Annotated in this window: 31 protein-coding genes and 2 pseudogenes; 32 read left to right on the top strand and 1 reads right to left on the bottom strand. The window is 34.1% G+C overall.

Annotated elements, in window-relative coordinates:
• The first annotated feature begins 309 nt into the window (after positions 1-309).
• The 24 genes from ACIQ2D_RS21310 (at position 310) to ACIQ2D_RS21195 (ending at position 18,969) form a co-directional block, all read left to right on the top strand.
• The gene (locus tag ACIQ2D_RS21310; protein ID WP_402867308.1) at positions 310-579 is read left to right on the top strand and encodes a hypothetical protein; all 270 of its coding nucleotides are present in this window, start codon (positions 310-312) and stop codon (positions 577-579) included.
• 592 nt (positions 580-1,171) lie between these two features.
• Entirely contained in the window at positions 1,172-1,621 is a 450-nt protein-coding gene (locus ACIQ2D_RS21305; RefSeq protein ID WP_402867307.1) for an AraC family transcriptional regulator, read from the top strand.
• A 481-nt stretch (positions 1,622-2,102) separates the two neighbouring features.
• On the top strand, positions 2,103-2,750 hold the full coding sequence (locus ACIQ2D_RS21300; protein ID WP_402867311.1) for an HAD family hydrolase: 648 nt from the start codon (positions 2,103-2,105) through the stop codon (positions 2,748-2,750).
• A complete protein-coding gene (locus ACIQ2D_RS21295) occupies positions 2,747-3,364 on the top strand; it encodes an NUDIX hydrolase (protein WP_402867306.1) in 618 nt (205 codons plus the stop codon). The genes ACIQ2D_RS21300 and ACIQ2D_RS21295 overlap by 4 nt, the downstream gene beginning before the upstream one ends.
• A gap of 402 nt (positions 3,365-3,766) precedes the next feature.
• Entirely contained in the window at positions 3,767-4,222 is a 456-nt protein-coding gene (locus tag ACIQ2D_RS21290) for a hypothetical protein (protein ID WP_402867305.1), read from the top strand.
• A gap of 130 nt (positions 4,223-4,352) precedes the next feature.
• Entirely contained in the window at positions 4,353-4,805 is a 453-nt protein-coding gene (locus ACIQ2D_RS21285) for a cytidine deaminase (RefSeq protein WP_402867304.1), read from the top strand.
• A 337-nt stretch (positions 4,806-5,142) separates the two neighbouring features.
• Complete coding sequence (locus tag ACIQ2D_RS21280; RefSeq protein ID WP_402867303.1) at positions 5,143-5,298, top strand: hypothetical protein; 156 nt, start codon at positions 5,143-5,145, stop codon at positions 5,296-5,298.
• 208 nt (positions 5,299-5,506) lie between these two features.
• Entirely contained in the window at positions 5,507-6,112 is a 606-nt protein-coding gene (locus ACIQ2D_RS21275) for a TetR/AcrR family transcriptional regulator (RefSeq protein WP_402867302.1), read from the top strand.
• A 56-nt stretch (positions 6,113-6,168) separates the two neighbouring features.
• Entirely contained in the window at positions 6,169-6,900 is a 732-nt protein-coding gene (locus tag ACIQ2D_RS21270; protein WP_402867301.1) for an alpha/beta fold hydrolase, read from the top strand.
• Positions 6,901-7,434: 534 nt separating this feature from the next.
• Entirely contained in the window at positions 7,435-7,878 is a 444-nt protein-coding gene (locus tag ACIQ2D_RS21265; protein ID WP_402867300.1) for a hypothetical protein, read from the top strand.
• A gap of 400 nt (positions 7,879-8,278) precedes the next feature.
• Positions 8,279-8,725 carry a DUF4362 domain-containing protein gene (locus ACIQ2D_RS21260; RefSeq protein WP_402867310.1) on the top strand — a complete coding sequence of 149 codons (447 nt, stop codon included), beginning with the start codon at positions 8,279-8,281 and terminating at the stop codon, positions 8,723-8,725.
• A 186-nt stretch (positions 8,726-8,911) separates the two neighbouring features.
• Positions 8,912-9,334: a metal ABC transporter substrate-binding protein gene (locus ACIQ2D_RS21255; protein ID WP_402867299.1), complete on the top strand. Its 423-nt coding sequence runs from the start codon at positions 8,912-8,914 to the stop codon at positions 9,332-9,334.
• A 241-nt stretch (positions 9,335-9,575) separates the two neighbouring features.
• Positions 9,576-10,154: a DUF6434 domain-containing protein gene (locus tag ACIQ2D_RS21250; RefSeq protein WP_402867298.1), complete on the top strand. Its 579-nt coding sequence runs from the start codon at positions 9,576-9,578 to the stop codon at positions 10,152-10,154.
• A 49-nt stretch (positions 10,155-10,203) separates the two neighbouring features.
• Entirely contained in the window at positions 10,204-10,668 is a 465-nt protein-coding gene (locus tag ACIQ2D_RS21245; protein ID WP_402867297.1) for a DMP19 family protein, read from the top strand.
• A gap of 108 nt (positions 10,669-10,776) precedes the next feature.
• Positions 10,777-11,328 carry a hypothetical protein gene (locus ACIQ2D_RS21240; protein WP_402867296.1) on the top strand — a complete coding sequence of 184 codons (552 nt, stop codon included), beginning with the start codon at positions 10,777-10,779 and terminating at the stop codon, positions 11,326-11,328.
• A gap of 244 nt (positions 11,329-11,572) precedes the next feature.
• Entirely contained in the window at positions 11,573-12,124 is a 552-nt protein-coding gene (locus tag ACIQ2D_RS21235) for a hypothetical protein (protein ID WP_402867295.1), read from the top strand.
• 101 nt (positions 12,125-12,225) lie between these two features.
• Entirely contained in the window at positions 12,226-12,807 is a 582-nt protein-coding gene (locus ACIQ2D_RS21230) for a hypothetical protein (protein ID WP_402867294.1), read from the top strand.
• A gap of 229 nt (positions 12,808-13,036) precedes the next feature.
• Complete coding sequence (locus ACIQ2D_RS21225; RefSeq protein ID WP_402867293.1) at positions 13,037-13,273, top strand: hypothetical protein; 237 nt, start codon at positions 13,037-13,039, stop codon at positions 13,271-13,273.
• Positions 13,274-13,370: 97 nt separating this feature from the next.
• Entirely contained in the window at positions 13,371-13,841 is a 471-nt protein-coding gene (locus tag ACIQ2D_RS21220; protein ID WP_402867292.1) for a hypothetical protein, read from the top strand.
• A gap of 179 nt (positions 13,842-14,020) precedes the next feature.
• Entirely contained in the window at positions 14,021-14,428 is a 408-nt protein-coding gene (locus ACIQ2D_RS21215) for a hypothetical protein (protein WP_402867291.1), read from the top strand.
• Between the two features lie 357 nt (positions 14,429-14,785).
• Entirely contained in the window at positions 14,786-15,736 is a 951-nt protein-coding gene (locus ACIQ2D_RS21210) for a YolC/YozM family protein (RefSeq protein ID WP_402867290.1), read from the top strand.
• A gap of 349 nt (positions 15,737-16,085) precedes the next feature.
• Positions 16,086-16,349 (top strand): sensor histidine kinase, encoded by a 264-nt coding sequence (locus tag ACIQ2D_RS21205; protein ID WP_402867289.1) that lies wholly within the window; start codon positions 16,086-16,088, stop codon positions 16,347-16,349.
• Between the two features lie 21 nt (positions 16,350-16,370).
• A complete protein-coding gene (locus tag ACIQ2D_RS21200; RefSeq protein WP_402867288.1) occupies positions 16,371-17,837 on the top strand; it encodes a serine hydrolase domain-containing protein in 1,467 nt (488 codons plus the stop codon).
• Positions 17,838-18,600: 763 nt separating this feature from the next.
• Positions 18,601-18,969: a hypothetical protein gene (locus tag ACIQ2D_RS21195; protein WP_402867287.1), complete on the top strand. Its 369-nt coding sequence runs from the start codon at positions 18,601-18,603 to the stop codon at positions 18,967-18,969.
• A 103-nt stretch (positions 18,970-19,072) separates the two neighbouring features.
• Here the strand turns inward: ACIQ2D_RS21195 and ACIQ2D_RS21190 are convergent, their stop codons facing one another.
• Positions 19,073-19,273 carry a cold-shock protein gene (locus ACIQ2D_RS21190; RefSeq protein WP_402867286.1) on the bottom strand — a complete coding sequence of 67 codons (201 nt, stop codon included), beginning with the start codon at positions 19,271-19,273 and terminating at the stop codon, positions 19,073-19,075.
• 433 nt (positions 19,274-19,706) lie between these two features.
• Between ACIQ2D_RS21190 and ACIQ2D_RS21185 the strand changes: the two genes are divergently transcribed.
• The 8 genes and pseudogenes from ACIQ2D_RS21185 to ACIQ2D_RS21150 all read left to right on the top strand — a co-directional run bounded on the left by ACIQ2D_RS21185 (position 19,707) and on the right by ACIQ2D_RS21150 (position 26,531).
• The gene (locus ACIQ2D_RS21185) at positions 19,707-20,354 is read left to right on the top strand and encodes an alpha/beta family hydrolase (RefSeq protein ID WP_402867285.1); all 648 of its coding nucleotides are present in this window, start codon (positions 19,707-19,709) and stop codon (positions 20,352-20,354) included.
• A gap of 608 nt (positions 20,355-20,962) precedes the next feature.
• Positions 20,963-21,478 carry a sigma-70 family RNA polymerase sigma factor gene (locus tag ACIQ2D_RS21180; RefSeq protein WP_402867284.1) on the top strand — a complete coding sequence of 172 codons (516 nt, stop codon included), beginning with the start codon at positions 20,963-20,965 and terminating at the stop codon, positions 21,476-21,478.
• On the top strand, positions 21,478-21,915 hold the full coding sequence (locus ACIQ2D_RS21175; RefSeq protein WP_402867283.1) for a hypothetical protein: 438 nt from the start codon (positions 21,478-21,480) through the stop codon (positions 21,913-21,915). The genes ACIQ2D_RS21180 and ACIQ2D_RS21175 overlap by 1 nt, the downstream gene beginning before the upstream one ends.
• Positions 21,916-21,917: 2 nt before the next feature.
• Complete coding sequence (locus ACIQ2D_RS21170) at positions 21,918-23,015, top strand: DUF6677 family protein (RefSeq protein ID WP_402867309.1); 1,098 nt, start codon at positions 21,918-21,920, stop codon at positions 23,013-23,015.
• A complete protein-coding gene (locus tag ACIQ2D_RS21165) occupies positions 23,008-23,958 on the top strand; it encodes a hypothetical protein (protein ID WP_402867282.1) in 951 nt (316 codons plus the stop codon). Before ACIQ2D_RS21170 ends, ACIQ2D_RS21165 begins: the two co-directional genes overlap by 8 nt.
• A 283-nt stretch (positions 23,959-24,241) precedes the next feature.
• Positions 24,242-24,445, top strand: a pseudogene (locus ACIQ2D_RS21160) (IS66 family transposase); the annotation flags it as partial.
• 218 nt (positions 24,446-24,663) lie between these two features.
• Positions 24,664-25,596, top strand: a pseudogene (locus ACIQ2D_RS21155) (beta-propeller fold lactonase family protein); the annotation flags it as partial.
• A 317-nt stretch (positions 25,597-25,913) separates the two neighbouring features.
• Positions 25,914-26,531 carry a hypothetical protein gene (locus ACIQ2D_RS21150; RefSeq protein WP_402867280.1) on the top strand — a complete coding sequence of 206 codons (618 nt, stop codon included), beginning with the start codon at positions 25,914-25,916 and terminating at the stop codon, positions 26,529-26,531.
• Positions 26,532-26,745: the final 214 nt, after the last annotated feature.

The raw sequence follows: 26,745 nt of genomic DNA, 5'->3' as shown, positions 1-26,745 counted from the left end.
GAAGAAGTTACTTTTGACTAACAGAGAGTTATTGAAAGCGGACCTAAGTGATTATAGGAAGGGTACCGAATTTTGGTTATTCCATTAAAGGGCGCTTTCCTGGAATAAGGAAAGTGCTTTTTTCATTAAAGGGCCATTTAATTGAATAACACTTCTAAATTAAGAATGGTATTTTATGTTAATCTTGATGTGAGTTTGTGAAACAATGTACTTAAGCTAACCAAGCAGTTTAGTTGAAGTAGGAAAAAATAAAATGTTAATTTTTGTTAAGTGATACAATGAAATTATTACTTAACAAGGGGTCATAAAATGAATAAATATATTATGTCTTTTTCAATTATTTTTTTAGGAATATGTATTCTTTTAGGTTCTTGGTTTATTTCACAGTCCTTGCAATCTAAGCAAGAAGATGCAGCAAAAGAAGCGCAATTTAGGTATGAGTTATTCCCAGCAAATGAAAGTAATCTCATTATATTTGATAAGAAAAGTGGAGAGTATTGGCAGAAGTATATTAACCCTAATGCTGGACCGACTGATTGGGAAAAACAAACATCACCTAATTCTAAATCATCAAAATAAATCAGAATTTCTATTGTACTAACGGAGGGCTTTAGTTGAAGAACATGCCAAATGAGAAGTAACAATCTTTAAGAAAACTGCCAAGAAAAAAGAGGGTTCTTGTTATTTGGCCAATACAGACTTTTTAAGAAGTTTTAATTTTGATGCGATATATTAGACAAGGGATATAAATTTAAAAAGCCTCTTTTGAACTTCTAGGATCGTTTAAACTGGTTTGGGGGATTAGGAAGAGAAAAAATCTCCTGTTTTTTAGGCGTTTTTTTGAAACGCTATTTTACGTCGCAACTATCAACTTAAAATAAAGAACTTTTATACAGGATTTTATACACGCTGCAGCCAGTCACACAGCTGAAAAAAACTGTCAAACCACCCCTGTATAAAACATGCATACGGTTCGAGGACGGTTTTCGTGGTAAAGGCTGATCTAACAGTGTTTTGAGGTGCCGATAGCTTCTGCTATCTGGTGTTATGTAAAGTCGAATTGTATAGGAATGTATAAAGTTAAGGAATGTTTTTCAATCACTCCTTTTAAAAGAGTGATTGAAAAACATTTTAAATCGCATTACCCTTTCTAAAAAGGGGGAATTAAAATATGAAAATCACTATTGAAGAAATACCTGAATCAAGGATTGCTTATTTTCGTAACGTTGGAGAGTATGGTGAAAAGCAAAATAAGGAACTGATGGAGACCTTTAAAAAGTGGGCACAGTTAAATGGTGTATTTGATAATTCTACAATTTTAGGTGTACCACAGGATAACCCTCAAGTTACTCCTAAAGAGGAGTGTCGTTATGATGTTTGTGTTGTTATAAATAAAGAATTTAATGTGGCGAAACCAGCTCAAGTTGGTAAATTCCCTGGTGGGAAATACGCTGTTTTCGTGCTTGACCATACAAAAGAGGCAGTCAGTGAATTTTGGGGTAATGTTTTTTCTGAGATAGAAAAAAACAATCTATTAATAAGGGAACAGCCGATAGTAGAAAGATATACCTCAAAAATGATTGATAACCATTTGTGTGAAATATTAGTTCCCATACAGTAACAGAATCTAAGATATTTCCTTAAAAATCGGAGTGCTTTACTTGAAGATCATTGAGTTGCATATGCAGCTCTTTTTTCTTTATTGGGGTCTCGCCAGATTTATGCGGATTTACAACGTTAAGCCAAAAAAGCACCCAAACGTAAGCTTGGTAACATTTCAAACAGCGACAAACACTGATTTAACAGTGTTTGTCGCTGTTTTTTATAGAAAATAACACTCTGAGACGCTGCGGAAATTAATTTTAAAGAGGACTGATCGATTCACTTGTTCTGAATGGCTGGAAGATATAAATAGAATCTCAATGAAATGTTACCAAAGGACGCTTTGGGTGAATTTATTATTGAACTAACGACACAGGAGAGTTGAATAAGAAGGGTTAAACAGAAAAATGTGGAATTGTTTAAGAAACGGAAAAGATAATTATTTAGATTATTAATGTATGCGTGAAAATTACGGTCTTTATGCTAACTAAAAGGAGCTAATTATGAAAGCTATAGTGTTTGATTTTGATGGAACATTGGCGAATACTTTACCGATTTGTTTTTATGCTTTTCAAAATGTTTTTAAAGAATTTGATAAAAAGGATCTTACTGTTGATGAAATTAAAGAAATGTTTGGACCTTCTGAAACAGGGATTATTAGAAAAAATCTTTCTAATCCTAATAAGGAAGATGCAATTGAATATTTCTATAAAAAATATTCAGAATTACACAAAGGGTTGGTAGTAGACAATCCTGAAATTCTAGAATTATTGAATTCCTTGAAAGAAGCAGAAATAAAAATAGGGATTTTTACGGGAAAGGCAAAAAGAAGTTTAGATATCTCTCTAAAAGCATTAAATATGGAAGGATTGTTTGATGTCATAATAACAGGTGATGATGTAATAAAACCTAAACCTGATCCAGAGGGTTTACTGAAAGCCTTATCTCTTTTAAAAGTAGAAAATTCTGAGGCGATTTATATTGGAGATAGCGATGCTGATATAGTTGCCGGTGTACAAGCTAATGTCTATACAATTGGCGTACAGTGGTTACCCGAATACCAAACGTCTGCATTTATTGAACAACCTGATTCAATCATAAAAAGTGTAAAGGAATTTAATATCTCCTTTAAAGTAGGTGGCTTATGAGATATCAATGGTTGGAGTGGGCGAAAAGAATTCAAGCATTATCTCAGGCAGGATTAACCTTTTCTAAAGATATCTATGATATCGAGCGTTATGAGGAATTACGTAAGATTAGTATAGAGATTATGTCAGAATACACTGAACTTGAAATGAACAAAATTAAGGATTTGTTTGCGAATGAAACGGGTTACCAAACCCCTAAAATTGATGTTCGAGGTGTAGTATTTAAAAACCAACAGATTTTAATGGTAAAAGAAAATATTGATGATAAATGGGCTTTACCAGGAGGGTTTTGTGATATTGGATTATCCCCTTCAGAGAATGTAGTAAAGGAAATTAAAGAGGAATCTGGTTATGATGTAATCCCAATCAGATTAATTGCTTTATTGGATAAAAATATACACCCTCATCCTCCAGATCCATATCATTACTACAAGATATTTATTTTGTGTGAGATTATTGGAGGGGAAGCTACTACAGGTATTGAAACGAATAACATTCAATTTTTTTCGGAACACAATTTACCGCAGCTTTCTACTAATAGAAATACCGAGTCACAAATTAAAACTCTCTTTGAATTTTTGAGGAATCCTGAAAAGGAAACTTTATTTGATTAAAATTAAAGGGAGATTTTATTTAAAATCGCATTAATCCGAAGAAAACCCTGTTTTTGTAGTTGTTCTTATTAACTAACGGAGGCTTTAGTGCAACAAGGATTTATAACGTATATATAAATAAACCTAATAACGTTCCCAAACGCAAGCTTGGTAACATTTCAAACAGCGACAAACACTGATTTAACAGTGCTTGTCGCTGTTTTTTATAGAAAATAACACTCTGAGACGCTGTGAGAAATCATTTTAAAGAGGAGTGTTCGATTCACTTGTTCTAAATGGCTGTAACATATAAATAGACTCTCAATGAAATGTACCCAAAGGACGCTTTGGGGACTGTTTTCAGTATATGATAAGATGGTTATTAATTACATTAAACGGTTTTAACTCATATGGAGGGTATTTATGCATGATTTTTATTTAATAAAAAAGACCGAAACACAAGATGAAGGTTTTTTTAAATATTTTTGGAGAGATAAAGAGCATTACAAAGATTTAATTGTTGAATACATTGGACTTGAAGATAACATAGTTGAATATATTTATGATTCACTTACATGGATTCCATGCAGAATCCCTAGCTTGTCTGGAATGCCTAAAGAGATAGGGTTTAATAATATTGGTGTCACCCTATTTGATGAGCATTCAGCTGCTTCCCTTATTTCTATTTTTACCGCTTGGCGTGATTTATTAAAAAACGGTCCAAATGAAATCCTAAAAATGATTTATTATCATGATTACCCTGAGGATGGATTAGTGCGTTTCAATAGAGATTATGCGATAGCAAAATTTGAAAAATTCATTTCTATATCCAAACAACTGTCTGAGGGCAATTATTATATATATCATTGTGGTATATGAAAATCAAAAAAAGCCCCCAAACTGCACTTTGGGGACGTTTTAAAAGGTGTATTTATATCGAAATGGTATTTCGTAGTATAAAAATATGGTATTTTATAAATATATATATCCATTTAACAGGAGGTAGCTTATGGAGAATGCAAGAATGATAGAACAAGAAATGTATCGTAGAGCCATTGAATTTATTCCTAAAAGGTATCCAAAAGGCTGGGGTGGTGTAGCAATAATTCGTACAGAAGATGACCAATATTTTACTAGTGTTTCAATTGAAACAGCAAATTCGAGTGTGGATTTATGTATTGAAGTAGGAGCAATGTGCGAAGCACATAAATATAATGCGCGTGTAACCCACTGTTTATGTGTTGTAAGAGATGATGAAAATAGTCCTTTTAAGGTACTTTCGCCTTGTGGTGTATGTCAGGAAAGATTACGTTTTTGGGGTGTAGATGTCAAGGTCGGTGTCACTATTCCTGATAATACGTTAAAGTTTGTGACCTTAAATGAATTACAACCATATCATTGGACAAATGCATATCCAACTGAAGAGTTAGAACAATATCATAAGTACAACAAGGATTTATAACGTATACATAAATAAACTTAATAACGTTCCCAAACGCAAGCTGGGTAACATTTCAAACAGCGACAAACACTGTTAAATCAGTGTTTGTCGCTGTTTTTATTAGAAAATAACGCTCTGAGACGCTGTGAGAAATTATTTTAAAGAGGACTGATCGATTCACTTGTTCTGAATGGCGGTAACATATAAATAGAATCTCAATGAAATGTTACCAAAGGGCGCTTTTATGGGGTTATTTTGGCTGCTAATGACGCTTTGGGGACTTTTTTTTCAACTAAAAAAGCAGTAGAGTTGAAGGGAAGTAACTCTTATATCAAATCAAAGATGGGGGGATGTAGTTATGAAGTTATCACTTTTAGGGATTTCAATATCAATTTTTGGTGTAGCACTTATCTTAACATCAAGTGGTTCAGCGACAGCTTTCGGACTTCTAATTTCGTTTTTAGGCGTAATGGTTTCACTTGCAGCTTGTTTTATAAAAAGCAGTTTTAATTGATGTAAAGCACAGAGCTTTAGTGCAACACGTATTTATAACGTATACATAAATAAACCTAATAGGGGTCTCGTCAGATTTATACGGATTTACAACGTTAAGCAAAGAAAAGTCCCCAAACGATGGTTTGGGGGCATTTATTATAGGGTCTTCTGTAAAACGGTCAATCAAGATATGATTATATTGACCAAAACGGTTAATGGAGGCTGCAATGAACAATAAATTTTTTTCATTATCCTTAGAGAAACAAAATAAAATTTTGAATGCTGCTTATAAAGTTTTTTCAAATAATATTTATCGTAAAGCTTCTATGCTAGATATTGCTAAAGAAAGCGAGGTTTCAAAATCACTTTTATTTCATTACTTTTATAATAAGCAAACATTATATTTATATTTATGGGATTTTGCACTTAAAAAAACGAGAGAGATTTCTAGCGAATTCAAAGTTACAGAAACAAAAGATTTTTTTGAGATGTTGAAAAGAAATTTAATAGCAAAGTGCACTTTAATACGTAAATATCCATATCTCAATGCTTTTTGTTTAAAAGCCTACTATGAGCCTGATTTAGAAATTCAAAAGTTAATTCAATTAAGCGTTCATAAGATTGTAGTTGAGAACGAAAGCTTATTATTGGAAACAATGAGGGGGACTGAATTTCGTACAGATATTGATGTAAATTTGATGTATAGAGAAATATGCTGGACAGCAGATGGTTATTTGAGACAAAGAATGCTTATAAATAATTGGGATACCGATGAAGTAGAAAAGGATTTCTTAGCTTTCATTGAACAGTGGAAAAAAATATATCTTGCTTAGAGAGATAATCGCCTCAAATATTAATTTTAAAATTCAGCAGCTATTGGAGGTATTCGATGATCTATTTCGATGAATACGGAGATAGGGATAATCCTACGATTTTATTATTACATGGAGCAATGGCAGTACATACATTTACACAACAATATGAGCTATTAAAAGATTTTCACCTTGTTATACCTCATTTATATGGGGCAGGCGAGTCCGTTGCATTAAAATATGACTCAAGTAGATTAAAAGAAGAATTGGTTGAGTTAATCAGGTCGTTAAATAAATCTCAAATTCACATTATGGGTCATTCAATCGGTGCTCAGCTGGCAGTTATGTTAGTTGCTGAAAATCCAGGTATGTTTGCAAAAGCAGTGTTTTTAAGTGCTTGGGTAGCCCCGAATGAAAAGTCGATTAAAATGTATTGTAAAATTGCACCATTCGCTGTAAAGGTATTGCAGTATAGATGGCTGATTAAACTACAGACGAAGTATTGGCATTATACGAAAGAGCAGAGTGATTATATGTTAGCGTATGCACCAAAAATGACAGTCGAAAATCTTCAAGAATTTTTTAAACAGACGCTGAATATCAAGCATTTTCCACAATATTTAAATGTGGAAATTCCTATGTTGGCTATTTGTGGTAATCGAGAGGGTAAGGATATAAAAGATTCGCTTCAATTGCTAGCTAAAAACAGCTATTGTCGTACATTGATGATGCCAAAAGCAGGCCATGATATTCCAATGCGTTGTGCGAACGAATTAAATTCAATTATTAATGGATTTTTTGAGAGTTAATATTCCCAAACGTAAGCTTGGTAACATTTCAAACAGCAAACACTGTTAAATCAGTATTTGTCGCTATTTTCATTAGAAAATAACGCTTTGGGGACGTTTGCACGTCAAAAAAATTATTAATGAAAATCAATTTCCAAATTAATATGTAAAAATATTGTTAATGGAGGTATTATTTTGCAGAGGGGTAAATTCAATTTATATTTCAATATGCTTATAGGTGCAATCGGTAGTGTTACTATCCTTGTATTTTTAGCTATATACACGCTAGATGAACAAAATTCTTTCGGATATTTAGGATTCATAGGCGTTGTATTAGTAATCATTTATATCAATTATCTAGAAAAAATATCAGGAATAAGTACCAAATTGATTTGGATTAAAGCTGTTGTATCTATGATTTTATTAGTTTCTTTATCATTTTTTTTCTATTTGTAAGGTTTGTATTATTCATACATATAACGTTCCCAAATCAGACTTTGGTGAAGCTACCAGGAGACGTCAAATAAATATATGTGTTAGAGAGGAGGGGGCAGATTGAAAAAGTTTTGGCTTCTCTTAGGATTACTTTTTCTTGTTGGATGTAGTGAAGGCGACAAAACCACTATAAAAACATTTGAGTTATCTGATGAAATTCATAAAATTAGCGTAACAGGAAATGGTCTAATTTCTTATGCTGATAATAGTGAAGCAATATTTGACAGAGAAATCGTATTTGAGAATGTTTCCGATATTCAAAAGCTTAAAGATGCAGTACAAAATGCACCAGAATTAACAGGACCAGTTACAAATGTGGGACCATTATTTGTACTTGAATTAACATTCGAGAGTGGTTATTCAGAAGTTGTTGATTTATGGTACTACACGGAGGTAAATAAAGGACATTTTGGGGTAGACGATGTAATGTATCATTTAAATGATGATTCCGTACCACAATTAATTGAACTATTTGAGTCGTATCGAGAGCAAAAAGTTCAATAACTAGCACTTATTATTTCTTATAGAATTAACGGAGGCTTTAGTGTAACAAGTACTTATAACGTATACATAATAAACTTAATAACGTTCCCAAATTAAAGCTTGATAACATTAAAAACAGCGACAAACACTGATTTAACAATGTTTATCGCTGTTTTTTATAGAAAATAACACTCTGAGACGCTGCGAAAAATAATTTTAAAGAAACTGGTCGATCCACTTGTTCTGAATGGCTGTAACATATAAATAGACTCTCAATGAAATATTACCAAAGGGCGCTTTGGGAAGATTTTTGGGTTTAAAGATAGTAGTTGTTTCTGGCGAGAAAAGGGAAATGTAGATTTATATCTAAAAATTAGAATAGAACGTCCAAATAATTTCAAAGGAGATGTTTACCTTGAGAATGAAAGCTGGATTTTTTATTTTATTCTTTATACTTTTAGTTTCTGGTTGTAATAGTGGACAAACATCACAAGATATCTATATGTATACAGACGATAATCCTCCGCCTTATATTAAAACATTAGACGATATAATAGATACAAATGGTAAGTTAGAAAATAAAGACCGATTTGATGAATTTTTCAACAGTGTAAAACAAGGGAAAGACGATAGTATCAGAGTGGTTAAATATACAACAGAAGGTGACCCAATAATTTATGGTTATGAATTTGAAAATGAAGTAATAAACGTAACAATTGATACAAGAAGAGATGGATATGGTCAAGGTAACATAGTTCATAAAACTTGTACTTCAATTATAGTGAATGAAGATAAAGAGAAAACAAGCTATGAACTTGATGGTTGTACTCCATCAATAGGAAACAACATAATTTTAACTATTGAATAAAGTATACAAAATAAACCTAAATAACGTTCCAAATGAAAGTTAGGAAAAAAAACACCCCATTCAAATGAGGTGTTTTTTTTTGCTGCTTATAATCAGTATGTCCCCAGACCATTGGAAAGGTTATACTTAAACTAATGGTGTATTAGTGAAAGGAGAAGGTTCTCTAATTATATGAGGGGGGAGAAAATGAGGAAGAATTTATTTGTCTTAATAGTAATTTTGTTACTTTTATTAGTTGGTTGTTCACAACAAGAAACATTAACAAAGGGAGCAGATAACAATAGCAATCATATAGGGAAAAATGCTTCAGATTTAGTTATACCTTCTAAGGAAAGTATTTTAGAAGAGGGTTATCCAACAAATGAAAATGGGCAAACTTATGGTCCTGATATGGGAGACTTAAATCTTGGTGAAATTGGAGAACCTACTTTAATGTTGGCAGAAGGTGAGAACGGAACAATTGGGTATGTGAAAAAAGAGGATTTGAATGGTCCACAGCCTAAAACTCCTAAAGAAGCAGTCAAACTTAATGAAGCTAAACCAAGAGAAATTCCTTTGTATGATGTTGATGGAGAGACTGTTATTGGTAAGTTTATTATAGGTGGATAGAAGCTGTTCTATTATTGATCAACTTATGGTGAAGAGAAAGTATTATTAAAGTAACGAGTGCTTTAGTTGAACAAGATAGCCAAACCAGAAGTAGCAAATTTTGAGAAAAAATCCTTTTTACTCCCATCCCATGAAAGAACATAATCATCTTTCATTTTCGGTGGTATAGTGTTGATTTTGGCTGTTTTCGTTAAACAGGAACGATTGTTCAATCATATAAGTAAATACGGAGGTGTGATTGATGAGACCTAAGCTAACGAAAGATATAAGTGTAGCAGTTTTTAAAGATTTTTATTGGTTAAAGGAAGAATTACAATCTTTTTGCAGAGAAAGTGAAATAAGTGCTTCTGGTTCTAAAATAGAGATTTCCAATAGGATTGAATCATTTCTTTGGACAGGCGAGATAAAAAAACCTATCAGAAAATCACAAGCGAAGAAGATGGAACCTCAAGTAGATTTAAGTCTAGATACAGTTATTACGGAAAACCATCGTTGTAGTCAACATGTAAGAGCGTTTTTTAAGACAGTTATCCCGAAATTTCATTTTTCTACCTATATCCAAAACTATTTTAAAAACAATGTCGGAAAAACATATCATGATGTTGTAAACGCTTGGTATGAGGAGGATGAACGACAGAAAGCCCCTTCGTACAAGAAAAACATTGCACCTCAATTTGAATACAATCAATTCGTTCGTGACTTTTTTTCGGACCCTAAAAATCAAGGGAGAAGTCGTGAAGAAGCAATTGAAGCCTGGAATGACATCAAAAAACTTCCCGGATGCAATCAATATACGTCTACTCACGACATGGATGGCTAACTGGCAGGTTCGTGATAAAATTTTAAGTTGGGAATGGAGATGAGTTTATATGAAACCAAAGATGGCTAGAAAAAACTTATTAGGTAGGAGTGATATTCGAAATGCTGTTATTACTGTATTAATGGAAAGTAATTTTCCGTCAGACAATGCTGTATTGAATGAAGCCGATTTCGTTTTTCAATACAATTGTGAACTTGAAAGCGGTGGGCACGAAAGTTTTATTAGATGGCAATCTCATGAGATCCTTCAAATTGGTATTACACCGTATTTAGCAAAGTTAATTGAAATTCTCGAGAAAATTGAAGCGGTCGAATATGCATCCATCCTTAAAAAATATGGCGAACAAATGTGGGCCTTATACATAGCTTTAGAAAATAACGAGATCAGTGAAGAATCATATTACGAGGTTATTAACCAGGCAGATAAGGAATATTTTGATTTAAATGATAAAATATACGACTTAATCTCAATTTATTTTGTGAATATTCATACACAATTAATCGATATTGAATAATCAACTAGTATGACTTTTTCATGATACTGCTGGTTTTTGACTGAAAAAAATGTTCGTATTATAGTAAAAAAGAGATGAATACGGAAAAACAGGTACTTTTTTTGGAGGATGAACGGATTGATATGCAACGCTGAAATCATAGAACAACCATATTCAGGGCAGTTCGAGGAGAGAATTTATGATATTTCAAACCCGTCGAATTCGCAAGACTGGACTTGGATCAAATTTGAAGACGAGCATTATCATGAATGGTGCGGTCAATTTAGAGGGGCACCACAAGCTGTTGCATTATCTAGTAAGTATAATAAGGTTCTAGTTGTTACTTCGGATTATCTATTTCAAATTGATTGTGTAAGTGGCGAAATAACTGACTTTGAGTCAATAGTTGAAACGCAAAATATATATCAAGATTTAACAGTAACACCCTTTGGAGATTTCATTATAGCCGACTATTACAATATTGAAAAAATAGGTGAAACAATTCACAATAGGCAACCTTTAGCCAGTCCAATAGAAATGGATATGATTAAATTTAATGGTTGGTCAGAAAGTAAACTATCTATCATTTGTGAGGAATTCTTAATCGAAGACAGCGAAGTAGTGTTAGAACTGGATGCGAAGAGATTTGAAATAAGTATTCGCTCCACGCAATACAAGTAGATGAGTTGAGTTGAACCCTTTATATAAGCAACAAACTTTGCGATAACAGGCTTTCATAAAGAGGGATCATTGATTACTGGGTTGTTATCATCTGACGTTTTCCGACGAAATGAAGTTGAACATACTTAAAATTCAATGGATGTTACAGACATAAAGCATATTCAATACTTGAGAGGCGATTGTTCAATTCGAGCAGTCGCTTCTTGTACTTACGCAGCAGGTTTTAGTTGAGAGGGAGGATTCGATGAATCTACATGACAAAGAGAGAGATGTTCAAAAATTATATAAAGCTCAAAAGTTGGCTTTGTATTGGTTGTTAGGACTTATTTATTCAGGATTTATAGGGTTCCAACTTGGTAGAATTCAAGCAATTACAGATTTTAATTATAATCTCCATGAAATAATGTATGTCCCATCTGCAATTGCTCTATATGTTGTACCTGTTGTGTTTCTGATCTACATCTACTTTCTCATTAAATACTTATTAGTAATGGGAAAACAAAAGGTGGGTGTAAAAACAAGTATTCAAGCCGTATTCGTCATAGTGTCTATCCTCGTTGTTGTTTCTATAACATCTCATCAATCCCATGAAGTATCGACTACTGGTGTATATGAGGTAGAAAAGAAACTTCATCAGGATAGAAAATATTATTTAGTCGTTGATGATAAAACTGTTAGAGTTTCTTATAATGAATTTCAATTAATTGAAAAAAATCATCTATATTTGATTAGCTTTGTTTGGAATAAACGAACTCCGCACAAAGGTCAGCTTGAAACGATTGAGCCAGTGAAATAAGTAAGCCCACCTTACCTATGCCCTTGAACTAAAGGAAGCAGGTTCGTTGAAAATCGTCAGCGATGGGTTTGGTTTTAATAAAAAACAGGAGTGTAGCTCTAATGAAAATTGAAATTAGTAAGATTCCCCAAATGAAATATGAAGAATTTCTTCGATTCAAAATGAAAGGTAGCCCTAATTCTGTATTTAATATTTACTCTCTAGACACGATGGGGATTCACATGGAATCGATTGGGATTTGGATGAAAAAAATCGATGCATTTCCAATCTATTTTTGTCTTGAAATTACAGATACGAGTGATTTTGAATTAATTTGTCATCAAAATAGCTTAAAGTTTGAATATATTGGAGAGCATTATGGTTCGAAGGTTGCGATTCTTGAAATTTTAAATAGTGAATCGTTTTCTGTTATTTATCCTCTTATAAAATATATTGGTAATATTGAAGATTTAGTTTTTTGGTCTTCTAGGAAGAACTGCTTCACCGTTGAGAAAAGAAGAAGTCAAATAGGATTGTTTGAACTTGTCACTGTAAATATGAACTCCGATGATGAAACGACTGTTTTTAGTCTAACGCAAGCTGGGCTTACGTTACAGGTTTATTCTACTAGTCCTTCCTTTGATTCATATGAAGATCTTGTTAAATCGTTGCCAGAATTCACAATTCCAATAAACGGAGAATAATTAAACAATACATCTAAATGCTTGTAATGTTCATTCCGTTCTATTATATATTTTTAAAAATTCATAGTGTACTAACAGGAAGCTTTAGTTAAATAATGTAGGGTTGCTTAGGCAGCTCTTTTTTTATTGAACTAACTAGGCCGATTAGTTGACGAATGAACAAGAATGTGTTGTAAAATAATGTTAAAATATCAATAAAGGTAGAAGACGTTATATGAGGAGGGGAAATGTGAAGCTATATAAGGTATTTGGAGCTGTATTTATAATTATATCCGGACTAATTTATACGTTAGAACGTGGATTTTCTATGCTATCTACTAGTTTGATTAGGGCGGGCTTTTTTTCAGGGGGAATGGGGGGAGAAATACCAGAAGTAGAGGTAAATACTCTTTTCAGTAATTTATATGTACCCTTGTTTCTCATAATCGGTTTAATTCTCGTCGTATATGGCTTTTTGAAGAAATAACTATACTCAAGTAACGGAGGCAATTGTTTAATTAGAGCAATCGCTTCTTCTTGCTAACGGTGCAGGTGAGTTCAATAAGAAAAAAGAAGGTGTCCATATGGAGATGATAGGTCGAAATTTCAAAAAAACAGGCATTATTATTGTCGCTTTATTGCTTAGTATGGTGGGAATCATATTCTTTACGAATAGGACTTATTCTGCATCAGATGTATTAGGGGATTATGCTGATTTAAATGCAGAAAACCCATTTGTAAGCATTGACAGTCTCTATGTAGAAAACGAGGATAAATTCACGTCCATTGACATGCCAGAAGAAACGCAACAGGCACTTATAGAGGCATTTAAAAATGCAAAATTTAAAAGAGTAACAGATACTTTTGGTGATTTCGATTACCGAATCAATATTACATTTAATACAGGATATCCAATGTACGTTGAAACAGATACGCAATCACTGATTCTCATTAAACACGACGGACAATACGAACATTATTCAATCGTAAACGATACAGATTTCTTCAAGATTTTAAAGAATGCCACGGAAAAAAATAGTGAGCCTGGAATATGATTTTTCACTAACGGGGCGTTACTTGAAGATTATTGAGCTGCACATGCAGCTCTTTTTTTCTTTATTGAACTAACGAAACAGTTTAATGCCATAATTAAATGATATATTATATGATTTACAAAATGTTACAATGCGGTTGAATGAAGAGAATAATTATTATTCATTAGGGAGGAATGAAATTGATGATCTTATTGAATCCTGAAGAGTATGCAAAGGTTAGTAAATGTTCATTAGAATTAGCTACTAAAAGATGTTCATATTTTGAAAATCTGTATAAAAAGCATCTTGAAGCGGTTTGCCCTACCTGCAATGCTGCAAGCGGTAATTTATACTATGACGATGATGGTAAAATAGATGAAATGAATATAGTCTATATTCGGTGTGGAAATTGTAAAGATACATTTTCTCGTAGTGATGCAAGATTACGTGATTGGAAAGCTGGAACAGGATTGCTTGATCAGGTGCTAGATGTAATCAAGTATGGTAAGTTCTCTGTAATGGGGTTTGCTTATGATGATTTGTCGGAAGAAGAGTGGCTTCAATTTGTAACGGAGACAACTAATAAATTATTTAATGATGACTTGTAAATGCATGTACTTAAATTAACGAAATAAGATTATTCAAGTGGAACGGGGAATCGGAAATTATTAAATTGGACAGTAAATAATGGTGAAGGGAAGCTTACAACCAAAAAAGATACTTAATAACGAGTGTCTTTTCTTCTTTAACTAAAGAAGTACGTTTGTTGAAGTACATTCGTATATTGAAATAAAGAGGAAGTTAAGAGCTATTTGGATTTACAACGTTAAGAATAAAATGCAACCCAATCTTGCTTGGGGGCATTTTTAAGAGTGATTCCTATGTTTTATATCGAAATAGTATATTTGCTTAGAAATTATAGTGGGATTAATTTTGTAACATCAATCTAGAGAGGAGGAATTGTAATGAGAAAGTTTGTTTCTGTTTTAATAATAGTTTTTGTAGTCGTCATAGTAACGAATATAAGCATCAACAAATATGATAGCTCCTCTAATGATAATAAACATAATAATAATGATGAGTCAGGAGGGGACCGCATTGCATCTGTACTTGAAAATGCATGGGATGAATTTGGGTTATTTAGTTTTGGGGTAGGTGATACAGACCAAACAATTTCGATTGTAATGGATGACACGAAAAGTGACGTACAACTGAAAAAGTATTTGGAGGAAAATGTAAATAAAACAGATTTGAACCAATACAACATTGAAATTACTAAAAGAAGTTTACAAGAAGTTGAGACAGAAAGTTTTATGATGGAGGTTTCAGTTATTGTATCTGATTATTTACAAGAAAAAAATTATGACGATGTGGACCTTTACCATCCTTCAATTGAACCTAAACCGATACTAAAATTAACGATTCCTAAGTCCAGTGAATTATCCAGTGAAAATTTGAGGATGGAGTTAGAAGATGTTTTAGCTGCCAAGAGCGCTGACCTACCCCAAAAAGATATTTCCTATGAAATCCAGGTGATAGAGCGTATTGATGAAAGTACTATTGAATTAGATGCCGTAATCAGTGATGTTGTTGAAGATTTTCAAGGAACAACAAATCATTTAATTATTTCTAGTACAGATATTTTTAAAGGAAATGGTATCTATAAAATGTCTTGGGCGCAACCATCAGATTCGAAGGATTATAAATTTCATGTTACAAACAATACAGGGACAAATGTAACAGTTCAAATTCAACAGAGTGGTCACACGCAAACTTATAATGTAGTGGCTAACGGTTCTACTACATGGGTTCAATCAGCTGCTTCTTCTGGTGATCATACAATTGTGGTCACAACATCTGATGGAAGGATTTTTAAAGGGGATGTTTTTGTCAGTGTATCGGATGCTCCTTTTTAATTAATTAACCCAACATGTCTATAGACGGATCTATACATAGAGGAATATTATACAGATGTAGCTTTGTAAAAGAAATTGATTATTTATAATAAAGTTTGATTTAAAACCATCTCTCCTCTATAGATTTCTTAGAGATGAGATGGTTTTTTTGTTGGATACTTATATTAATATTGTTATAAAGATTGTGAAGAAATGTACTTAAACTATCGGAATGCTTTATTTGAAGATCATTGAGTTGCATAGGCAACTCTTTTTTTCTGTATTAAACTAACGAGGCAGTTTAGTTTAAGAATGAATTATCGGCTATATTGAAGAATACTATTATTGAAAGAAGCCAAAAGGCAATAAGATGGAACAAACAAAAGAAGAAAAACATAAATTAGAGAGAATGTGCGAAAAGCACTGTGATGCACGTTCATTAACGGAAGAAGATTATCACCGCATGTTTGACCGATTTTATACGGCCGATCAATCTCGTTTGAGTAAAAGTACCGAATTAGGCTTGTCGATTGTGAAGACCTTAATGGAAAAAATGAATGGTACAATTATAGGTCAGCTTAAAAAATTATCCATCGTTTGCGGATGGAAGACAGTTGAGGAATTAAATAGTTAAATGAAGAAAGGGTTAAAGATTATGTTCAAAAGTAAAAGGTTTATATTCCTTTTAATATTTATTATTTACATTAACTTGTCATATGATCCTTTATCAGCCTGGGCTGCTGAATCATTTGATACAACAAAGGTTGATGAGTATGTTACGAATTATATCGGAAAAAACGGACTGCCTGGTGCAGCTATCGTAATCGTAAAGGATGGGCAGGTACTATATGAAAAAGGATTTGGTCATGATTCCGAGGGAAATCCACAGACAGCAAAGTCTATTATTGGTATTGCTTCTGGTACGAAACCATTTACTGCATTTGCTGTTTTACAATTGGTTGATGAAGGAAAGATTAAACTGGATGACCCTATTGTAAAGTACCTTCCTGAACTAAAACTGGATGATGAGCGGTGGGAACAGATGACTGTACGTCAACTGTTGAGTCATACATCCGGGCTACCGAATCCTACCATTGTAGCCCCAGCGAATACCTTAAAAGAAGGTGTAGGACGTCTTTATGATTGGAAACTACAATCCAATCCTGGTGAAAAATATGGATATAGTAATGCAAACTACTGGACATTAGCATATTTAGTAGAACAAATTAGTGGGATGACGTTTAATGATTACCTAACACAAAATGTGTTCTCACCGCTTGGCATGAACGACTCCATCTCAGTTGTTAACTCTGAGGATATTACGAAAAAATTAGGACTACCTAGAGGATATGTCTCGTTATATGGTACGGCAATACCATGGACCGAGCTTGAACAAATGCTCAGTGGTTCAGGGAGTATCTTTACAACAGCTAGTGATATGGGAAAATGGTTATCTATGCATACGAACGAGGGAAAAAATGAAAAAGGAGAACAATTACTATCACAAGAGTTACTGAAAGAGTCATATTCACCACAATCTGGAATTGAAAATTATGGACTTGGCTGGTCACTTAGCTCTCCAAATATTAAGCCAGCGCGCATTTCTCATAGCGGTTCAAAAACGACTTTTCAATCTCAACAAGATATCGTTCCAAGTAGTGGCTATGCAGTTGCAGTTTTACTCAATAGCTTCACCACAACATTCGAACATCCATATGAGATTAGTACTGGAATTATACAATTGACTGAGGGACATGAACCCGTATTAAAATCTCCAACACCTAAAATAATTGATTTATCACTTGGTGTGATCACATTGATTTACTTGATGTTAGGAATCAGAGGCATACTAAGAAGTAAACTATGGACGGATAAACGTAAACAGCATCCAGCTTGGAGATTCTGTCTGCGTTTAATACCGCAATTGGTGCCTGTCGTGGGTATCGGATGGTTATTATTTGTTGTTCCAACATTAAAAAATAACAGTTCAACCACAATAGATGCATTTGGTCTTTGGCCAGCTGCGATGATCTTTTTGGCGATCGTTTTCATCATTGGATTGGTACTTACAATTTCGAGAATCTATTATCGAATAAGAATAATTAGAAATTTAAGATTGTAAAGAATTTCACTTAAAGTAACGGAGACTTTAGTTTAATAAGAATAGGACTTGCGTGTATGATTAATGTTCATTTATGCAAGTCCTTTTGTTATGCCCTCACACTTTCACGAGCCCCCCGAAGACGTCTCTTGCATCCACTTTTAGAAATGGTTTCCTCAGCTTCCCTATCAACGCTCAGATGCTCGTTAAACGCTTTTTAGAGCTTGCTCCTATTGCTCAAGTAAGCTAAATAGTTTAACCCGTAACGTCTGCTGTAACGGTCAATCTCAATGATTGCACCTTTACTATTTATCCACAAATTAACGCTATACAATGTTAAAATTACTATATAAGTAAAATTTTCAATCACGTGAAAAAGGACTAAGGAAGAGGTTAGGAGGGATTTTTCTGTTAGTTAAAGGACAACGATTTAGTTTACCAATATTTTATTGGCTACTATTAATACCTATCTTTTTAGTTATTAGCTATAAAGCTTTATTTTTAGATATGCATGTCCAATATATTAATTTTAACGAACTTGAAGACTTCGGTAGTTGTCTATTCGTGTTGGGCATTAGTTTTATAGAAGCTTTTATTTATGTATTAGTGATTAAATCGATTGTATTTTTGTTTCTAAAAGGATGTAAGAATAAAACTGTTTAATCATAATCAATGGCTACTATCTTTGTTTCAATTCTTTAACGAAGGCAGGTTAGGTTAATCGTGTTGTTTACCTATCGGGCCAGATTGTTTGTGGAGAGGGGGGCATTAAAAGCGGCTAGCAATGAATATTACGGGTTTAGCACATAACAAGATTGCATTAAATCGGATGGATGGCTACTTTCCGCCTAGTTACCCATTAAATTATTTTCGCTTAGATATAAAGATAGTTGAAAACGTAATGTCCCTTTTGCTTCATGAATATTTCCCTTATATTGCATGCGCTACATATGATAATGGGCTTCAAATACAATTTTTTGATCATGAAGATGTAATGACTGCGTTGAAACCATACTATACAGTGCTAGAAGCAGCATTTTTAGATGCGCCCTTTCATCCAAATTCACATAATTTATCAGAAATTGAATTAAAAAATGCGAAACATTGGCGTCCGAATACAAATGGAGAAGTAATCTTTAATTGTTGGGATTAGCCTATTTATTAAACGGTGTATGGATCTACGACAAGTCGAGAAAGAGAAAAGGATGCAACTCTATCAATGACAGAATTACATCCTCTTTCTAGGAAAAAGTTACTTATCCTTTTTGAACGTTCGTTGCTTGAGGACCGCGTTGTCCTGCTTCAACTTCAAACGTTACTGGTTGACCTTCGTCTAAAGATTTGAATCCTTCGCCTTGAATAGCTGAGAAATGTACGAATACATCTTCGCCACCTTCACGTTCGATAAATCCAAAACCTTTTTCTGAGTTAAACCATTTTACTGTACCTTTTTCCATGAGAAAAAACCTCCGTTGCGTAATCCGCACTTAATTTCTATTCTTGTTCAATTACATAAGACGAAAATCACAGATTTGCAACTTAGTAAAGTCAAAAATAACTTTCTTATAAAATACCATTATCCCAAAAAAAATTCAATTAGGAGGAGTAAGAAAAATATTAAAAAAATGTGACAAAATCAGCTATTGGTTTGTGAATAATTCTACTTAAACTAATGAGGACGATAGTTCATTAAGGACTGTTGCTTCTTGTGCTAACGAACCAGATTAATTGAATAAGAAGGTTTTTTTGCAAGAATATCGAAGTTGTAAATAAACAGTAAATTGTTCGAGCAATGAGGTAGAAGAATAGAGTCGTAATTAAGTGAATTAGTTAATTTGAAAAGGCAAAGATAAAAATGAATTTTCAATAATTAAGGTGAGGGGAATACCAATGAAGGGTACAAAAATTTCAGTAGATAAAAATGATAGTCGTAAACAGATAGAGTATACGCATATTCAAACAGGTTCTAAAAATATTTGCTTTATGTTTTCAGGTACTGGTTATACCTACGATAAACCCTTGCTTTATTACGCTACTATGGTAATGCTTGAAAATCAATTTGATGTTGTTCAAATTCACTATTCATATAAAAAAGAAGTATTCGAAAAATCTTTCGAAGATATAACTAGTATCATTATGAATGATGTTAACCCTGTTATAAATAATGTTCTAGCCAATTTTCATTACAATGAAAAGATTTTCCTTGCGAAATCACTTGGAACAATACCTGTTGTTAGTGAAATTATGAAAAGAGAAGCTTTTATTAAGTCCAAAATGATATTACTTACCCCTTTACTGAACCTCGATAGTATATATGAAGAAATTTTAAACAGTAATCATGAAGGATTGTTAGTCATTGGTGACAAAGACCCTCATTATAAATCAGAACAAGTCGAACAACTGGCACAGCAAACCTCTTTTAACATTGAAGTAATACAGGGGGCAAACCATTCGTTAGATATTGAAAAGTATGACACACTAACCTCTATTTCCTCTTTAACGAAAGTGATGATAAATTTGAAGGAAATGATTAGTTAGATTAGGAAATGCCGAATTTCAAGTATAAGAATTGAATGTTTTTCCTAATTTCCTTGTTGAACTAACGGAGAGCGTCAATTAAAGAACATTGAGTTGCATATGCAGCTCTTTTTTCATTTTGTGCTAACGGAGCAGGTTAATTGTAGATGAGGTAGAAGAAGGTTACTTTAAACAGTTATACATAAGTTGAATTTTAATTTTCTTCCCTATTTTGAATGAATATCTGATAAATATTGTTCAGTGTGACTTTGAAATATAGTCGTATCGTTTTCCCAAAAAGATGTACCATTTAAAATAAAGTTATACCGTTTTGCCCCTTTGGATTCATCTAAAGGGGTTTCTTTTTAGTAACCCTAATATAAGGTTAATCCGTAAACGGGCCATTTAATTGAACAAGACCTTTTGAGCTGATGGAACATTTGGGAAACAATGAGGGAGTTAGTAAAGATGGCAAAATAATGGATTAAGTTATTTAATTGTGCCAGACTTTCTCATTTTTTTTATTTTTTCGAAAATGTGTAGGGTATAGTATGAGTAGACTCGTCTTATAAGGTAGATAGTGAGAAAGGGGGGAGAGTACTATTCAGGATGAGATTTTAGTAGAAAAAGTGAAAGCAGGCGATGAGCAGGCGTTTCGTTTTCTTATTGAAAGATATAAAAATGATTTGTTTAAGGCATTATATCCGATCCTTAGGAATGAGAAGGATGCAGAGGATGTAACGCAAGAAGTGTTTTTAAAAATCTATTATGCTCTCCCTCAGTACAAATCACAAGGTCTGAAGGCGTGGATGACGCGGATCGCGATTAATCATGCTATTGATTTGAAGCGCAAGAAGCAACGTCAGCATGAAACGGTTCTTGAACCAGAAGTGTTTTCAGCAATAGCTCAACCCGGTTGTAATACCATTGCTCTTCTTCTGCGAAAAGAACAGAGAGAGGTGGTACGACATCGATTAGATGAAATGCCCCCTAATTATAGAGATGTTATTTACGCGTATTACATAACTGAAAAAAGTTATAAACAAATAGCCGATGAGCAGGAGGTTGAGGTTAAGACAATCGAAATGAAGTTGTACCGTGCAAGAAATTGGATGAAGAAACATTGGAAGGAGGATGATTTTTGATGAGGCATTTCAGCAACGAAGAGTGGATGAGTTATATAAACGATAAGATATCAGAAACAACGTGTGAAGAGCTAGAAGATCATCTATTTTCCTGTGACCAATGTTTAGAAGTCTATATGAAAATGATAGATAGACAGGCCGAGGAGCTACCAGCAATAGATGATAGTAACTTTACAGATGAAATTATTGCAGAGCTCCCTCAAAAGAAGGTACGAAAAAAAACACTTTATCAGCGAACACTATTTCATTACGCGGTAGCAGCAGTAATTACATTAACACTTATGACAACTGGCTTCTTCCAAACGATTATGGGGGTTGTGACTACCGTTGAAGTATCATCGATATCAAAGCCACAGCAAAGTGTATCGAATAGCCTAATGGAAAAATCTTTGGCACTATTTGAAATAATTGATATAAAACATAAGGAGGGTCAATAATGATGACTAAAAATCCACTACTTGCGTTCTTCCTCACCTTTATTCCGGGGGTGGGACATTTCTATTTAAATCGAAAAGTCAGAGGGTTCCTTTATGGAGCAGGGGCCATATTACCTTTCATATATGGTTTCTTCATGTATATCCAAATTTATTCAGAAGAATTCCTGATTATTGGGATTTTCATCGCAGTAATCGTAACGGCAATAAGTGTAATGGATATGGTACTTTACCTATTAAAAAATCAGAGAGATACAATACTTAACCAAACGCAACAAACGGTAGAGGTACCGACCCAAACTAAAACGGACGAAAATGAACGCTTTTATACAATTTTGCTTTCCTTTATCCCGGGATTAGGTCATTTCCAACTAGGTTTAATGAATAGGGGATTAACATTTCTAATCGGCTTTTTTGGACTTGGAACGATGGTCTTGTTTATTTCAGTTTTCACGGACCAAATTGCATTCATGGTATTTATAGGGATTCTCCCTGTGCTTTGGGTATATAACATGTTTGATGCGATTCAACAAGTGAGCAAAAAGTTACGAGGAGAAGAATTAATAGATAAGACGATATTAGAGGATTTCGAAGAAACACGTCGTGAAAAAGGGAAGAAAAGTAAGACTTTAGCAACGTTATTATCGATTTTCCCAGGTGCTGGACATATGTACTTAGGCTTACAAAAACGGGGCTTACAGCTTATGGCAGCGTTCTTGTTGGGAATTTATATTTTAGACATTTTAAGACTTTCACTGTTTCTATTTTTAATCCCAATCATATGGTTTTACAGCTTTTTTGATGCATTGCAAAAGGTTTCAATGCACGGGGAGGAGGAGCTAGATGATATCCCAATGATCTCGTATTTTGTGAATCACCAAAAGTGGTTAGGGATTAGTATGTTGACGCTAGGACTTTATTATTTGGTTGCCAATGTGATCATCCCTGCGTTAGCGCCGACATTAAAGCTGAATTTAGGAATTGATATTGAATACTGGTATTATAATTACTTCCAAGTCAGTGTTATCTGTATTTTATTAATTGGCGGAGGCTTGAGGCTGTTGTTCGGAAGTAAAAGCCGAAAGGAGAGTCGTAATGCGTAAATGGCGTGTTGGTACTGTTTCAATGGGCTTATCTCTTGTGTTACTAGGGGTTCTCTTATTTATAACTCAAATTAAGGGAAAAATTATGTTTGAACCATTTCTTGTATGGTGGCCGATTATCCTTGTGGTGTTAGGGATTGAAATTATCGTTTACCTCTTTTTATCAAAGCAAGAAAATCCGATTGTAAAGTACGATTTTATAAGCATTTTATTCGTTGGTATATTAGGTACTATTGGAATTGGCTTTACAATTTTAACTTCAACGGGTCTATTAACCGAGCTTCAAACCCTTGTGGTGGCTGAGGATAAATCATTCAATCTACCTTCAATTGAGGAAGAGATACCAGACAACATTAAAAGAATTGTCCTGGAAACGAGTGATCATGAAGTTAAAATAGAGGGTTCTGATGTAAATCAAATAAATATATTTGGTACCTATATAGCGAGAGTTAATCCGAAAAGTAAACCTCCGATTGCAGACAAGGATAATTATACGCTGACAAAAATAGTTGGTGACACAATGTATGTGACGATTAAAGCTACTTCTCGACATTCGGGTCCTTTCTCGACCTATATGGCAATCGAGCCAACAATTATTGTACCAGATAGTGTTCGCTTAGAGGTGAGAGGAAAGCATAATTCAATTGCGCTGTACCCAGGTTCTCTTGAAAACCATTGGACCGTTGATGGACCAAGCTATGTTACCATGCATCTTGAAAAAAATAATGATGTACTACTTTCAGCTACTTCAAGAAGTAACCCACAAAATGGTAATGTGAAATGGGATTCAATTGAAATGTCCGACAAAGGCGGAATCAACGAGTTTGAAGAGAAAGTAAACGACAAACTTTACAAAGGAACTTTAAAGATAGGAAACGGAACATTCCATCTTAGTATATTTAATAGTGAGCAAATTTCGGTGAATTTAGTAGAAGGGCTTTAATATCAATTCAAGTTATCTCCAAACTGGTGGTATTCTAGTAGGATAGAGTTTTAATGAAAAGGTATCTGTTTATCGCTATTTTTTAAAATATTCCTAGGAGGAGTGTAAGCACGTAATCACATTACGCATATAAACACACAGCACCTCCCGATACTATAAAGGTATCAATTAAAGGGGGTGCCTTTCATTTGCCATAGCAAAAACTAACGATTATCCCAGTCACATTATAGCCCGAACTCAAAAATTCCTCTGAATCCACTTCAACAGAAGATCCCCTCATTAGCACATGTCTCCAGGGGAACGTCGAAAACAACGTAAAAAGCACTCGAAGCCAATCGTTGAAAAGTTTCTGGATTGGGTTGAAAAATCGCCGTTCTACGGAAAAAACGCACTTGCAAAAGCTGTTGAATATACACTCAATCAAGTGAATGGTCAGCAAGCATTCTTGAAAGATGAGCGTATTGAAATCGATAATAATCCAGCTGAAATGCTATTAGTGATGCGTACCCAAAGGTGCGCTTTTTTTATAATTTGGGCTTACCGTACAAGAAACCTAATTCTGTATGCATATAGTGTCAATATATGATCGAAAGGGTGTTCAGAGTGGGGAAAGAACATAATTATATTAAAAAGTTCAAGTTTAAATCAAATCCAAGTTGTCGTTGTCATTGTTGTGGTTTTTGTTGTCCTTGTTTTTGTAAGCAACCATTTTTACCTGTACCACCAATTTGTAGCTTTCTCGTATATGTTACAGACGCTGGTACGCTAGCTAATCCTGATAATAGCGTATCCGTGATTGATACAGCGACAAATACTATAGTCGCTACTATTACAGTAGGAACTGGCCCACTAGAAGTAGCCATTACACCAAATGGAGCACTTGGTTATGTTCCAGCTTTCTTATCGAATACTGTAACAGTTTTTAGTACTGCAACTAACACGCCAATTACTACCATTCCAGTAGGAGTTAATCCCCTTGGTGTAGCAATTTCACCAGATGGAACACTTGCTTATGTATCAAATCACGGATCTAACACGGTATCTGTCATAAATACAGCTTCAAATACTGTTACAGCTACTATTCCAGTAGGGCTCCAACCTCAAGGTATAGCTTTTACTCCGAATAGTGCGTTTGCCTACGTTGCAAACGAAAATTCAAATAATGTATCTGTCATAAATACAGCAACAAATTTGGTGGTTGCTACAATCCCTGTGGGAATTCGCCCGAGATCAATAGTTTTTACACCAAATGGACAATTTGCTTACGTTACAAATGAAAATAGTAATACTGTATCTGTCATTAATGCAGTAACAAATACGGTAGTTGATACAATCACAGTGGGAACAGGACCTGTTGGAACAGCCATTACACCTGATGGAACACTTGTTTACATTGTCAATAAAGGTAGTAATAATGTATCTGTCATAAATACTGCAACAAATACGGTGATTGCTACAATCCCTGTAGGCACATCTCCTGACCAAGTAACCATCTTGCCGGATGGCACACTTGCTTATGTCACAAATCAAGCAGACCAAACTGTGTCTGTCATAGATATTGCAACAAACATGGTCATCGCTACAATCCCAGGATTTAACGGACCTACTGGTATAGAAACAGGAACAATCTGCCAATAAAGATTTTTTCCCATTTATAAATGAAAAAAGAAAATATAAATTGAGATCTTACTCTCAGATGCTTTCGTCTAATAGTCGATTCACGAACTATCGACGTATAAAGACAGCGTTCATGCTACACATGTTGTAGATGAATGCTGTCTTTTTGTTTAACAGCACCATCACGACGAAAACAGCTACTCTTCTTATTTGTTTCAACGTCACTTCGGGCAAGGGATGACGGCCTAAGCTAGTAGTTCCAGCGGTGGAAAGGCGTACAAACAAAAAACAACAACTTGAGTAAATTAATAGTAAACATAAAAAAAGGAGATGCTATTTTGAGTTCTCATAAAAGAAACTATGCAAGCAGCCGTTGTAACAGTCGTTTGAAACCATGTGATGTTGTACCAGTTTCAAAAGTACTAAAAGCAATAGATGTATGCGACATAGCTAAATGTGATTGTGCAGGTAGTGTGAATTTTCAACCTGGGAGTGATAAGTATATCGCCAATATTTGCCCAAATTGTACCCTTCAAGGTAGTTTCGTTTCAACCGCATTTGTGACTTCAACATTTAACTCAACATTCGTTCATCTCCCTCAATGTATCTCTACTACTCAAGGCACTATTTTACAAGTGACAGGGTTTGGTACATTAACATTTGACGAATTAATCGCACAGGGTACTTTTATGCTGCAGTTAGTGGAAAATTTAACAGGTGACGATCAACTACTCTTTTCAGCAATTGGTTTTGATCAAGATGGAAATTCTATTGATCTTTCTAGTGGTCAATTCGTACCGGATGAGCTCCTTACAGTCAGTTTTTGTAATTCCTGTTGCTCGCCTTGCCAAAGGATGACGAACAACACTTCAGCACCATTTAATCTTGGGAAAGAATTAAATAAAGGATTTGCTAGGGTTATCATAAACGGAGAAATCGTAATGGGAGAACCGTAATGGTTGCCTTGAAAATTAAAAAAATTTCCATTGAAGCCAAGCATTTTGTAAGAATAGCAGAGCTAGTACTTTCAGCGGTAGAAAGGCGTACAAACAAAAAACAACAATTTGAGTAAATTAGGCACTGCCTGTCTTTTTTGAGACAATAAGAAAACACCTTATTGTACAGCCAGTTTACGGTATTTTACCGGAGACTGGCTGTTTAATTTTGTTT

The organism is Lysinibacillus sp. NPDC097287, from assembly GCF_044761695.1.
Classification (GTDB): domain Bacteria; phylum Bacillota; class Bacilli; order Bacillales_A; family Planococcaceae; genus Lysinibacillus.
This window is presented reverse-complemented; position numbering and strand designations above follow the sequence as displayed.